The following is a 13,857-nucleotide window of genomic DNA, read 5'->3' as shown; positions in this document are numbered from 1 at the left end:
CAATAATAACCAAAATAATCTGTGATCTTCTTGTTAATAGGTGTTTTTATTTTTCCCATTGTTTTATGATAAATGTGGGAGAGAAATACATATAAAAGGGGAATTAAATATGGGGCCTACGCAAGAGACTTATACAATTGTACGTTATCAATCTGGTACATTTTCAAAACAACTTGATGAGATTGTTACAGAATCTCCTATTACTATTAAATTGAATGGTGAAGAATATGTAACAGTCGTATGCACACCAAATTATATTGAAGATATGGTAATTGGTTTTTTAATTTCTGAGGGGATTATTTCTTCCTATAACGATGTTGAAGAACTATGGGTTCAAAAAGATAACGGAATTGTCCATGTAAAATCATCAAAAGTGAATCCGCTCTATCAAACTTTATATAATAAACGATACGTCACTTCTTGCTGCGGAAAAGGTAGACAAGGTTTTATTTTCGTAAACGATGCAGCAAAAGCAAAAGACTTACATGATATACATGTAAAAATTACTCCTGAAGAATGTTTTTACTTAATGAATACGTTACAACAATCTTCCACTACCTTTCGCCAAACCGGCGGTGTTCACAATACCGCGCTCTGTGATCGAAACAAAATCCTCCTATCAAGAATGGATATTGGCAGACATAATGCATTAGATAAAATATATGGTCATTGTTTACGCAACGATATATCTGTTAAAGGAAAAATTATCGCATTTAGCGGACGTATTTCATCTGAAATTTTACTCAAAGTTTCAAAAATCGGATGTGAAATTGTTCTATCTAAATCTGCCCCAACAAAACTAGCATTGCAACTCGCTCACGATTTAGGCATTACAGTCGTAGGATTTATCAGAAATGAATCCTGCAATATTTACACACATCCACATCGAATTGATGGTTATCAATCGAATAACTAAAATAACTCCTCAATTGAGGAGTTATTTTAGTTATGAAAATGTAATATATTAAAGACTTGAATAGTTAATAAAGTTAATATATAATTTCATTACATATTAAAAAACAAAACATTGTAGCATATATCTTTTCATTCTTTTACAAATTAAAAGAGACTGCTAACAAAACACATACACACTCTTATAAAAGTAATGGATTTATTTTATTTGAAATCGACCAAGGAGGTTACAACTATGGAAATTCGCTTATTAACGACAGAGGACGCAGAAATATATTTAAAAGTTTGTATGGAAGGTTTAACGAAGAACCCGGAAGCTTTTAGCTCTTCCTATGAAGATGTTTTGAAACATGAGGATCCTGTAGCTGCTATGGCAAAACGATTAAGCAATCCGGATAAGTATACTCTAGGGGTCTTCAAAGATAACGATTTAATTGGTATCGCTACTTTAGAAACAAAGCCTTTCATTAAACAAGAACATAAAGCAAAAATTGGCTCCGTTTTTGTTTCCCCAAAAGCGCGTGGCCTTGGAGCAGGACGAGCTCTAATTAAAGCAATTATTGAAAATGCCGATAAATTACATGTAGAACAACTTATGCTCGATGTTGTAGTTGGTAACGATGCAGCAAAAAAATTATATGAGTCATTAGGTTTCCAAACTTACGGCGTACAAGAGCGTTCATTAAAACATAACGGTCAATATTGGGACGAGGAACATATGGTTCTGTTCTTAAATGATTAATACTTCAATATAGTTTTCCAAAAGCATCTTTTTATTAAGAAAGATGCTTTTTTCATTACAACAATGTAATCTTCATGTCACCTTTATCGATCGTACCAAACCTTTCCATTCATTATACTAAAAATATAAAGTGAAACTTTACTCAGTGTGGAACTACATCCCACGCTGATCGCATGTACTTGATATGTAGAGGAGAATGTGACATGAAACAAAACAAACGAGCTATGCTTTTAATATTTACTACAGCAATTGTAACTTCTGGATTAGCAATTTTACCTTGGTTTATTATATGAACACTCCCCCTAACAATGAAAAAAGCTGATTGCTTCTTAAGAAGCAATCAGCTTTTTTTATATTATAAAATCCCCAAAATTTTATTTACGCAACTTATAATAATAACCATAGATACGGCAACGCACATGACAACCGTATTACGATCTTGCTTTTCTTTTTTTGAAATTTCTTCTTTTGAATTCATGTGTATGATCTCCTTTTAAAAAAAGTGTGAGATAGGAAATTTTTCTTATCCGATGCGAGGTGAATACGAAAACCCTCTCTATCTCACATACACAATAGAATGGAATTGTCATTTTATAAATAAAATGACATGACGTTATGTCGCAACATAGGGTATTTTGTGTCGCTACGTTTTCTATTATAAAAAATAGTTGTGCAAAACTAGTGCATTTTTTATGTCAATTACTCTGAGCGAAAAAATCAGCCCTCCATTCAATCACATAAAAAGAGTTTTTTATTATTTTCATGTAAACTATACAAGTAGAATGAACAGTTTGGGGTGCACAAGATTATGGTAAAAATTTTATTAGTAGACGATGAAGAACGTATGTTACGATTATTAGATCTGTTCTTAAGCCCTCGCGGCTATTTTTGTATGAAAGCTACCTCTGGCCTTGAAGCACTAAAATTAATCGAACAAAAAGAATTCGATATTATTTTATTAGATGTTATGATGCCAAGTATGGATGGATGGGATACTTGCTATCAAATTCGTCAAATTTCCAACGTTCCTATCATTATGTTAACAGCTCGCAACCAAAACTACGATATGGTGAAAGGCCTCACGATGGGCGCAGATGATTATATTACAAAACCATTTGATGAGCATGTATTAGTCGCACGAATCGAGGCTATATTACGCCGTACAAAAAAAGATGGCTTTGTTAGTTTCAATGGTATTGAGTGGGATAAAACGAAACATACTGTCACAGTTTATGATGAAAAAATCTCATTAACTCCTATCGAATTTTCGTTACTCGGACTATTTTTACAAAATACAAACCGCGCTTATAGCCGAGATGATTTAATCGAAAAAATTTGGGGCTATGAAACAGATATCGAATATAGAACAATTGACTCACACATTCGTAATATCCGTGATAAACTACGCAAAAAAGGATTTCCGATTGAAGATTACCTAGAAACGGTCTATAAAGTCGGATATAAATGGAAAAGTGAATAATTACTTCGGTCAGTGGGAAATCGTATACCACTGACTCTTTATTATGAATAAGGTATGGTGAAAAAATGAGTAAACTTTCCCTTAAAATTGGGACATACTTTTTAATATTAGCTTTATGTATTGAAACAATTGCTTTCGTATCTTTTTATAAAAGCCTTTCAAAAATGCGTATTGTAGAGGAAACAGATGCTCTTTTAGAGAAAGGTAATCGCTATAGTAAAAAAATTAAAAGCCGCGAGAGACGGGATGAATATTATAAAGAAATGAAACACGCTGAACATAATAAAAATCCTAAACGTCCTGTGTACCCTGAGTTCGATATTACGAATGAGGCTGCACACTTAGTTGAATCGGAATCAATTTCTAACTCCGATATAGCTATCATTATTACTGACCATAACGGCAAAATTATTTCCACCTCAGAACCCGTAACAAAAGATATGCAAAAACAACTTACTTGTAAAACAGAAACTGTCCCAGACGGCGGATTGGTCGTTGAAAGGAACTGGAAAAAATCAAAGTTCATCACAACAGTAAGCCCACTTAACACAACAAAGTTTCAAGGAAAGCTATATATGTTATTAAAAACATCTTTCCTAGAAAATATGTTACTTAAACTCATGAACCAATTTCTTATCATTAGCGTTTTAACAATTATTTTAACAACAATTTCTGTCTTTGTTTTTTCACGCGTTATTACAGAACCACTTGTAAAAATGAAGAGAGCGACAGAAAAAATGTCAAAATTAAACAAGCCAATTCAATTAGGTATTAAACGAAATGATGAACTCGGAAGTTTAGCAAAAACAATTGAAGATTTATCGAGTGAACTTACGTATATGAAAAAAGAGCGCAATGAATTTCTCGCTAGTGTCGCTCATGAACTATTAACTCCATTGACCTATATGAAAGGTTATGCGAAGGTAGCAAAGAGAGACTCTTTAACCAAAGAGGAGCGAGAAGAATACTTACAAATTATTGAGGATGAAACGGATAGTGTAACCGATCTCGTCCAAGATTTATTTATGCTTGTACAATTAGAACAACACCAATTTGTTATAAAAAAACAAAAAGTGCTTCTTCAGCCATTTTTAGAACGAATGGTAGAAAAAACAAAAACAACATTAACAAATAAGCAAATGCAACTTCATGTATATTGCAAAGATGATTTAGAAGTTTGTATAGACGAAAGACGTATGGAACAAGTTATGTTAAATTTATTACACAACGCTTATCAACATTCGCCAGAAAACACAGCCATTACGATACGTGTACTTACAAAAACAGATTCTTTTACAATAAGTGTACAAGATGAAGGTGAAGGTATTCCTGAAGAAGATATCCCGCATATATTTGACCGTTTTTATCGTGTCGATAAATCTAGAACACGAGCTACAGGCGGAAAAGGTATCGGGCTAGCTGTTGCAAAGGAAATTGTAGAATTGCATAACGGTTCTATTCTAGTAACAAGCCAATTAGGAGCGGGAACAAACTTTATAATCGAGCTACCTTTTGAATAATATGCGTGTGAAAACACCAGTAGTAGTAAACACTACTGGTGTTATTTTGTTCATAAAAACAGCTCATATAAGCTAAGCTTTTGAAATTATTCTTATTTCAATATAAAATAAAGGTACATTTGCAAAGATTTGGAGGGTGATATAATTGGATATCCATGTATTAACAAAAGACGAAGCAGAAATTTACTTAGAACTTCGCGTAGAAGGATTAAAGCAAAACCCTGAAGCATTCAGCTCTTCTTATGAAGATATTATTAATAAAGAGTGTGCGATTGAATATAAAGCACAAAAATTAGCACAAGATGAAAACTATACGCTAGGTGCATTTAAAGATGGAAAATTAATCGGGGTTGCAACACTGGAAACGAAACCATATGTAAAACAAGAACATAAAGCTAAAATCGGTTCTGTATATGTATCTCCAAAAGCGCGCGGACTTGGAGCAGGAAAAGCACTTATTAAAGAATGTCTTGAGCTTGCTAAATCTTTAGAAGTAGAACAAGTTATGCTTGATGTTGTTGTTGGCAACGATGGAGCGAAAAAACTTTATGAATCATTAGGTTTTAAAACATTCGGTGTACAAGAACGTTCATTAAAATATAACGGACAATATTGGGACGAAGAGCATATGGTCTTATTCTTAGATGAAAATAAATAATAAAAAACATCCTCATGTTTGGAGGATGTTTTTTACTTTCTTGTAAACCATGCCGTGTGTAATAATTGAATCGCTTTCGCAATTTCTTCCTCTGATAATATCGCAAACCCAAGTAAAACTACATTCTCAGGCGCCGTACCGTCTTTATAGTACGTAGACACAGGATATATTTTGATACTATGTTTCGCAGCTTCTTGAATTAATTCTTCTTCCCGCATTCTATTATGCACTTTTAATAAAATGTGTAATCCCGAATCTTCTCCTATCACTTCAACACGATTAGAGAAATATTTCTCTATTTCAAAAACAAGTCGATCTCTCTTCTTTCGGTAGACGACACGCATTTTATGAATATGTTTTTCCCAATAGCCTTCATTTAAAAATCTTCTAATCACTTCTTGGTCCATTCTTGAAACACTTTGTGTATAAAATAAATATTGCTGTTGATACTTTTTAATTAATTTCTTCGGCAACACCATATAGCTCATCCGTAGCGATGGCAATAATGCTTTAGATAGCGTCCCCATATAAATAACTTTCCCCTCTGTATCTAACCCTTGCAGCGCCGGTATAGGCTTTCCAGAATAGCGAAATTCACTATCGTAATCATCTTCAATAATATACCTGCTCTCTTCTTTCTTTGCCCATTGTAAAAGCTGCATCCTTCTCGTAATAGGCATAATCATTCCATATGGAAACTGATGGGAAGGTGTAACAAATACAACATTCGCATTGCTATTTTCTAAATCTGCAATACAAATTCCATCTCTATCTAAAGATAACATTTGGACTCTTGCTTCTCCCTGTTCAAAAACAACCATCTTTCTATGATATCCTGGGTTTTCAACTGCATAATTGCTTCCCTTTAACAATTGAAACAATAGTTTCACTAATATTTGTGTTCCCGCTCCTAATACAATTTGACTAGCTGAACAACGTACACCTCTAGATTCATACAAATAATTCGTAATCTCTTCTCTTAAGCTCGCTTCTCCTTGAGGGTGTCCTAGAAAGAGAAGTTCGTTATTATGCGGCTGCCATATTTCATTTACAATTTTCCGATACATATTGAATGGAAAAGCATTTGTATCAATTCCTGTTTGTGTAAAATCAAATTTATAACTCTTCTCCTGAAACGGTACTTCTTCTATTCTATCTCCGCTATCCTCTATATGAACCATTTGCTCAATCTTGCATACAAAATAACCTTTTCTCGATATCGACTCAATATAACCTTCTGCAAGTAATTGTTCGTACGCTGCCTCTACTGTATTTTTACTTACTTGTAAATGTATCGCTAACTTTCGCTTAGCCGGTAATTTCGTAAAAGGGACAATCGATCCATCTTTAATTTCTTTTTTTATATACTCATACAATTGCACATACAATGCCTTTTTACTATTCACATTTAAATTAGGCGTTAATTCTAACATAATATCTGACCCCTTAATAAAACTAAAATCTGATACTTTTTACAGTACCAGAAGTTATATATAATTCCTTTTATCATGTCACACATAAAAAATCAAATACTGGAGAGGAGAAACATGATAATGAACAATGGTAGACGTATCGGACTCATTATGATTATTACAGGGGCTACATTATGGGGATTATCTGGTCCAATGATTCAGTGGCTATTTCAACATACTAATGTATCCTCAATTGATTTTTTAACAATTCGATTGTTGCTTGCAGGAATATTTATTTTGTCTTTCTTACTTATAAAGAAACAAAACATATTTCAAATTTGGAAACACCCTAGATATTCTATACAACTTATTATTTTCTCTATTCTCGGCATGCTCGGTGCGCAATACGCCTTTATCGAAACGGTTCATATTAGTAATGCAGTCACAGCAACGCTATTTCAATTTCTAGGTCCTGTTCTTATTACCATGTATGTTGCATTTGAACAAAGAAAATTCCCTGCTTCCATGCAACTATTCGCAATTATAGCCGCGCTAATAGGAACATACTTTATTATTACAAATGGCTCAATTGAAAATATTGTTTTATCCAAAGAAGCTATTATTTTTGGACTATTAACAGCAATCGGATTTGCATTTTATACCCTTCATCCGGCTTCTCTCATTAAAGAATGCGGGACAACTGTAGTAATTGGTTGGGGGATGTTAATCGGAGGAATTGCACTACTTATTTATAATCGTTCATTCGGGTGGAATCAATTTTCACAAACCCTTACACTAAAAACTTTTTCTATGCTTATTCTTATCATTATTAGTGGTACCCTTTCTTTCCTTCTATATATCGGTAGTCTTAAATATTTAGCAGCAACAGAAACAAGCATTTTATCTAGCATTGAACCCCTTGTAGCTGCCATCGTTTCAATCACTTGGCTAAATGAATCTTTTGGAACATATCAATTATTAGGCGGCGTATGTATCGTTCTGTCCGTTATTTTTTTGACGATGCCTCAAAAAGAAACCGAACCAACCTATACAACGGAACAAATATAAAATGAAACTTTAATTAGTGGGGACTATCTCCCACTAATTATTAACCTACACCAATCGGGCTTTTACGGGATAAAAATGTCAAAAGAGGTCGTACAAAACTTACGACCTCTTTTTATACTTTAAAGGAATTGTCCCGCCTTCTAGCAAATACAATTACACTAACAATAAAAACTAGGAGTGTGGCACCATGAAAAAAATCGGAACTATGCTACTTCTCTCCTTCCTCATCACTGGATGCACACAAACGCAACCGGATTCAAAAGAACAAAAAAAAGACGTAATAGCAACGTCATCCACTCAAGTGAACGCACCTTCCTTCTTTCACCTTAGTGTTTTAAAAGATGTAAATTGGGAAGAAACACCTTCTTTCGTAGAAGGAAAAATGCCTTTAAAAGGCATCGAAGGTAAAGTCGCAATGGCTGATAGTCCTATTATCGCAAATGAACAAAATGAAATAATGTGGCACTTTCTAGATTCTGAAATACCAACTGGAAAATTGTCTATTATTGCGCTAAAACAAGGATCTGTAACTCCGACACAAGTACTCTTTCAAAAAGAAACTTCCAAACAAACTTGGACTACTTCAAATACAATCGATTCTACTACAAACGAACTCCCTCTCACTATGTCACTACCTTCATCTGGATTATGGTTATTAAATATATATGTGAATGAAAAATATTATGATCAGTTTGTAATCACTGCTGAGTAAAGTGACAAAAATAAACCACTTTCTTACAACAATGTAATTTCTACGTCATGTACTTCGATAGTTGAATTATCTCTCTTCTCTTATACTTAAAGTAAGAAATGAAACGAGGAGAGATGAGAGATGAAAAAAATGATAGAAGTGATCGTAGCAGTAACTGAGGTTTTAGTGAATGGTAAACAAGTTGCAATGGAATTAAATAAATAGTGAAGAAACATAAATAATTCTACACTTCTTCATTATTTTGATTTCTTATCTCAAAAAAGCAGTGCCTTTTAGGCACTGCTTTTCGCTATTAATAACGTGGTATTTTCGTAATTTGTGCCACGCCTGAATCAATAGCTGCTTTCGCTACTGCTTCTGCAACACTTGGAACAACTCTTTTATCTAATGGATTCGGGATTACATAATTCGCATTACGTTCTTCATCAGTAATGATGTTAGCGATCCCATATGCTGCCGCTAATTTCATCTCTTCTGTAATATCAGTTGCGCGCACATCTAACGCACCGCGGAATATTCCGGGAAACGCCAATACATTATTTACTTGATTCGCATAATCCGAGCGTCCAGTTCCTACTACAGCTGCCCCAGCCTCTAATGCATCCTCAGGGAAGATTTCTGGAATTGGATTCGCCATTGCAAACACAATTGCTTTCTCATTCATCGTCTGTACAAGTTCTTTCGTTAATACGTTAGGAGCAGATACGCCAATAAAAATATCAGCTTGGTGAATTGCTTCTTTTAACGTTCCACGCACATGTTCACGATTTGTCTTTTTTGAAACTTCAATTTGTGCTTCGTTCATCCATGTTTCACCTTCACAAACAATACCTTCTAGGCTAACTAGCGTAATGTGCTTTGCACCAGCCTTTAATAATAATTTTCCAATTGCAATTCCTGCCGAACCCGCACCGTTAATAACGATTTTCACATTATCCATTTGTTTGCTAACAACTTTTAATGCATTAATAACAGCTGCTAAAACGACAATAGCTGTTCCATGTTGATCATCATGGAATACAGGAATATTCGTTTCTTCTTTTAATCGTTTTTCAATTTCAAAACAACGCGGTGCTGCAATATCTTCTAAATTAATCCCTGCAAATGTAGGCTCTAAATTTTTTACAAGGGTAACGATTTCATCTACATCCGTTGTGCCTAAACATAATGGGAAAGCATCTACATTCGCAAACTTCTTAAACAAAATACTTTTTCCTTCCATAACAGGCATAGCGGCTTTCGGTCCAATGTTTCCTAAACCGAGTACCGCTGTTCCATCTGAAACAACTGCCACCATATTGCCACGTGCTGTATAGTCATACACTGTTTCTTCATCTGCCGCAATCGCTTTACACGACTCCGCTACACCTGGTGTATACGTCAGGCTTAAATCATCCGCTGAATTTACCTCCACTTTACTTGTAATTTCAATTTTTCCTACTAATTCTTTATGCAATAACAATGATCTTTCATTAATTTCATTTGCTAACATACTTATAATCTCCCCTTAATTTGACAAGCTAGCTATACGAATATAGCTAGCTTGTTTGATCATGAAAACATTTTTAATAATATTGTCGCCGTTACAACCATTGCCGCCCCGCCTAAACGAGTTGAAATTTGCGCGAACGGCATTAATTCCATACGATTTGAAGCCGATAAAATAGCAACATCTCCAGTTCCGCCTAAACCGCTATGACATCCAGTTACAATCGCCGATTCAACTGGATACATCTTCATCACTTTCCCTACAAGAAAACCTGATGCTACCATTGTAAGAACAACCGATGCGCACACAACAACATATCCTACTGAAAGAACTGCTGCTACGTCTTTTAACGGAATATATAGCAATCCTAATCCAACCATTAAAGGCCAAGTTAAATTCTTCGAAATAAATTTATATAAATGGAATGCTCCTTGCTCCATTTTTGCTGGCATTAATTTAAAGTATTTCACAAGTGCTGCTGAAAAAATCATAATGATTGCCCCAGGAATACCGATGAACTTAGAAGCAAATCCTCCAAAGATGAAGAACGTACACGCAATTAATAAACCTGCTCCCATTAATGAGAAGTCAATTGGCTTCTCTGTATTTTGTTCTTTTAATAATTCTGCTTGATTGTCTGTTTTCACTAATACACCGTTACCACTAAGCTCCGGTTTCTTCTCACCTAAACGCTTCATATACCCTGCACTTACAATTGCGAACATATTTCCAATAATAGCTGCTGGAATAAGCTGTGATACAAACGTCGCTGATGATTCATTTAAAATATCACTATAAGCTAGCGACAATGGTAAAATCCCTTCCCCGATACCACCACTCACAATTGGTACGATGATAAAGAAGAATGTGTGCTTCATTTCAAATCCAAATAATGAACCGACCAATAACCCTACTGCTACAGAAGCTAACGTCCCTACTACTAAAGGAATAAACATGCGAACGAAACCTTGTACTAACACTTTACGGTTCATTCCTAAAATACTTCCGACTACTAAACAAGAAATATATAAATATAAAAAGTTCGATTTTTTCATTAACATAGTCGCAGCTTCCATTGAAGCTGGATTCATCCAGTTAAAAAATACAAGTAATGATGGAATAAATAACGAAAGTATTGCTGGACCGCCGATATTTTTTAAAATTGGAATTCTCATCCCAATATCGCCTAAGAAAATCCCCATGATCATAATAACTGCAAATCCACCAATCATATCTGCTGGCAATTTATTATATACAGATGCCCCATAAATAATAGCAGCCAATACTACATATAACGGTAAAGGTATAACACCGATTTTTACATTCATAATTTTAGAAGCGAAAGATTCTCTTTGTACTTCATTTCCTTCAGAAAATGATACCGCTTCCACATTCTTTTGAATTCCCATATGGCACCCCCTCGTTTTCTTAATAACAATATTAAAACGCTTTCAATAGTAAAAATAGTTTTTGTAAGTTTTGTAATTGATTTTGTAATTAAAAAAAGTATAAGCGACTTATATTAAGTCGCTTATACGTAAAACTCTATTTTCTTTTGATCAACACATCTTAATTTACTTACAGGTCTGCCCACATGTTGGTACATCATTTCGTTTTCTAACACTCCAATGTCAGTCAAAAACATTACATATTTTCGAATAGAAACTCTTGAAATTCCAACTAATTGTGCCATTTCATCTGTTGTAAACACTCTTCCATTCAACGACTCGATCTTCTGCCAAATTAATTGCAACGTTTGCTTCGTTAACCCTTTCGGAAGCTCTTTCGTGACAGTAGGCTCCCTTTTTTCTTTTTGTAAAATTAACGAATCTAATTCCGATTGACTAATTTTTTGTTGTTCTTTCATGAAAGTAAGTTTTTCTCGATATATAGTTAATGCCTCTTTAAATCGTTCAAATGTAAATGGTTTAATTAAATAATCTACTACACCATATTGTAATGCTTTTTTAATACTTCCCATATCATGTACAGCTGAAATCATTATAATATCAATTTCTTTTTCTTGGTTCCGGATATACATTAAAAGCTCAAAACCAGTCTCTTCAGGCATAAAAATATCAAGTAATACTAAATCTACTCGTGATTTCTCTAATATTTCGATCGCCGACTTTACTGAGTTAACTGCTTGAACAAGTTCAAATCCTCCTACTTGCTCTAAATAATGCGTATTTAGCATTGCTACCATCGGGTCATCTTCTACAATTAAAACTTTAATCATATTTGCCTCTCATCCCTACCTTTAGGTATTTCAATTGTTATCGTTGTTCCCTTACCTACTAATGAATGCATATGAATTTCCCCATTTATTCGCTGTATACTTTCTTTTACAAGATACAAACCATAACCGCGGTTATCTCCCTTTGTGGAATAACCTTTCGTAAATAATTGCTCTATTTCTTTTTCTTGTATACCTTTTCCCGTATCTTGTACTGTAATAGTTAGTATATCCCCATGTTGTATCTTAACTTCAACTTGCTTCTTTTCACAATTCGTAACTGCCTCTAATGCATTATCAATTAAATTTCCGACAATCGTAATAAGTTCATGAGTAATACTTTCATCATCTATTTCCGGCATATAAGAATCTTCACTTATAATTAATTTTATATTTTTCTCTCTAGCATAGCTGAGCTTACCTAGTAAAAAACCAGCAAATACTGGACTTTTTATTCTTTTCATAACTCCACCAATTTCATATTGATGCTCTGATACCATGCCGCTTATATACTTCTGTAATTCTTCATACTGCTTCATATGTGTAAGCCCTAATACGACATGCATCTTATTCATAAACTCATGAGATTGTGCCCGTAATGCTTCTGCATATAGTCTAATACCAGTTAGTTCCTCTGCTAGTTTTCTAATCTCTGTTTTATCACGAAATGTTGCAATTGCACCAACTATTTCTCCTTTTACATATAAAGGAACTCGATTCGTCACAATCGTAATTCCATAAATATTTTGTTCTTCGTTTAATTGTACTTCTCCCGTTTGCAATACTTCTTTTATACGTGAATTTGGCATATACAACTCAACATCTTTACCGATAAAATCTTCTTCAAGTCCGCTTTTTTTAAATAGACGTTTCGCTTCATTATTAATTAATGTTACTCTAGCCTCTTTATCTACAGCAATAATACCTTCCTTTACAGATTGTAGCATCGTATTTCTTTCTTCAAGAATTTTTGCTATCCTGTGCGGCTCAAGACCGAATAAACTTTTCTTTATATGTCTAGCTAGCAATATTGCTCCTATAATTCCGACTAATACACCAACTCCGACACCAATATAAATGATATGTCTACTTTCCTTAACTCTTTCTTTTACATTATCTGCTGAAATACCAACAGCCACAGCTCCAAGTTGTTCACCTGTTTCAGAAAATATTGGTACAAACACTCGCATGGAAATACCTAAAGTTCCTTCTGCTAACGATACATGTTCTTTTCCTTTCAATGCAGGCCCTTCATCTCCCCCAATAAAATGATGCCCTATTTTTTGAGGATTTGGATGTGACTTTCTTATTCCATTCATGTCCATAACTACAATAAACTGAACACCTGTGTTTTGTAATATTCTATTTGTATACGTTTGGATTGCAGAGGTATCTGCTTTCCCAACCAAACCATCGATTACAATCGAATCATTCGCCACAATGTGTGCAATTGTTTTTGCCTTCTCTGCTTGGCTATCCTCCGTCGTCCGTTCTACATTATGACTAATTAATATATCTGTCACAAGTAAAGAAAAAATTACAACTGTACAAACTAACAATGTAATCGTTTTCCATAAATTCCATAGTCTTCTTCTTTTTTTCATCCCGTTAATGACTCCCCTAATTGC

General features: G+C 34.2%; 13 protein-coding genes. 7 read left to right on the top strand and 6 right to left on the bottom strand.

What is annotated here, in order from left to right:
• The first annotated feature begins 109 nt into the window (after window positions 1-109).
• A complete protein-coding gene (gene fdhD, locus V7S45_RS03060; protein ID WP_000529239.1) occupies window positions 110-916 on the top strand; it encodes a formate dehydrogenase accessory sulfurtransferase FdhD in 807 nt (268 codons plus the stop codon).
• Between the two features lie 231 nt (window positions 917-1,147).
• Complete coding sequence (locus V7S45_RS03055) at window positions 1,148-1,654, top strand: GNAT family N-acetyltransferase (RefSeq protein ID WP_000405875.1); 507 nt, start codon at window positions 1,148-1,150, stop codon at window positions 1,652-1,654.
• A gap of 355 nt (window positions 1,655-2,009) precedes the next feature.
• On the opposite strand, the gene V7S45_RS03050 is transcribed toward V7S45_RS03055, so the two are convergent.
• Window positions 2,010-2,132, bottom strand: coding sequence for a hypothetical protein (locus tag V7S45_RS03050; RefSeq protein ID WP_001085006.1), 123 nt, complete (start codon window positions 2,130-2,132; stop codon window positions 2,010-2,012).
• Between the two features lie 330 nt (window positions 2,133-2,462).
• On the opposite strand from V7S45_RS03050, the gene V7S45_RS03045 reads away from it, so the two are divergent.
• From V7S45_RS03045 to V7S45_RS03035, 3 genes are all read left to right on the top strand, one after another.
• On the top strand, window positions 2,463-3,134 hold the full coding sequence (locus V7S45_RS03045) for a response regulator transcription factor (RefSeq protein WP_000238957.1): 672 nt from the start codon (window positions 2,463-2,465) through the stop codon (window positions 3,132-3,134).
• A 65-nt stretch (window positions 3,135-3,199) separates the two neighbouring features.
• Window positions 3,200-4,654, top strand: a complete 1,455-nt coding sequence (locus V7S45_RS03040; protein ID WP_000041023.1) for a HAMP domain-containing sensor histidine kinase — start codon at window positions 3,200-3,202, stop codon at window positions 4,652-4,654.
• A 145-nt stretch (window positions 4,655-4,799) separates the two neighbouring features.
• A complete protein-coding gene (locus V7S45_RS03035; protein ID WP_000351212.1) occupies window positions 4,800-5,312 on the top strand; it encodes a GNAT family N-acetyltransferase in 513 nt (170 codons plus the stop codon).
• Window positions 5,313-5,344: 32 nt separating this feature from the next.
• Here the strand turns inward: V7S45_RS03035 and V7S45_RS03030 are convergent, their stop codons facing one another.
• Window positions 5,345-6,745 (bottom strand): PLP-dependent aminotransferase family protein, encoded by a 1,401-nt coding sequence (locus V7S45_RS03030; protein WP_000891920.1) that lies wholly within the window; start codon window positions 6,743-6,745, stop codon window positions 5,345-5,347.
• Window positions 6,746-6,865: 120 nt separating this feature from the next.
• Here V7S45_RS03030 and V7S45_RS03025 point away from each other — a divergent pair, with 120 nt between their 5' ends.
• The gene (locus V7S45_RS03025) at window positions 6,866-7,792 is read left to right on the top strand and encodes a DMT family transporter (protein WP_001059054.1); all 927 of its coding nucleotides are present in this window, start codon (window positions 6,866-6,868) and stop codon (window positions 7,790-7,792) included.
• Between the two features lie 187 nt (window positions 7,793-7,979).
• Entirely contained in the window at window positions 7,980-8,504 is a 525-nt protein-coding gene (locus V7S45_RS03020) for a DUF4871 domain-containing protein (protein ID WP_000719692.1), read from the top strand.
• 292 nt (window positions 8,505-8,796) lie between these two features.
• On the opposite strand, the gene V7S45_RS03015 is transcribed toward V7S45_RS03020, so the two are convergent.
• From V7S45_RS03015 to V7S45_RS03000, 4 genes are all read right to left on the bottom strand, one after another.
• A complete protein-coding gene (locus V7S45_RS03015) occupies window positions 8,797-9,996 on the bottom strand; it encodes a malic enzyme-like NAD(P)-binding protein (RefSeq protein ID WP_025687627.1) in 1,200 nt (399 codons plus the stop codon).
• Window positions 9,997-10,055: 59 nt separating this feature from the next.
• Complete coding sequence (locus tag V7S45_RS03010; protein ID WP_000512722.1) at window positions 10,056-11,402, bottom strand: 2-hydroxycarboxylate transporter family protein; 1,347 nt, start codon at window positions 11,400-11,402, stop codon at window positions 10,056-10,058.
• Window positions 11,403-11,524: 122 nt separating this feature from the next.
• Complete coding sequence (locus V7S45_RS03005) at window positions 11,525-12,232, bottom strand: response regulator (RefSeq protein WP_000598666.1); 708 nt, start codon at window positions 12,230-12,232, stop codon at window positions 11,525-11,527.
• Window positions 12,229-13,833, bottom strand: a complete 1,605-nt coding sequence (locus V7S45_RS03000) for a sensor histidine kinase (protein WP_025687626.1) — start codon at window positions 13,831-13,833, stop codon at window positions 12,229-12,231. Before V7S45_RS03000 ends, V7S45_RS03005 begins: the two co-directional genes overlap by 4 nt.
• Window positions 13,834-13,857: the final 24 nt, after the last annotated feature.

Source organism: Bacillus sp. BR3(2024) (genome assembly GCF_039134555.1).
Classification (GTDB): domain Bacteria; phylum Bacillota; class Bacilli; order Bacillales; family Bacillaceae_G; genus Bacillus_A; species Bacillus_A cereus.
Note: the sequence above shows the minus strand (reverse complement) of the source record. Positions and strands in the feature narration are given on the sequence as shown.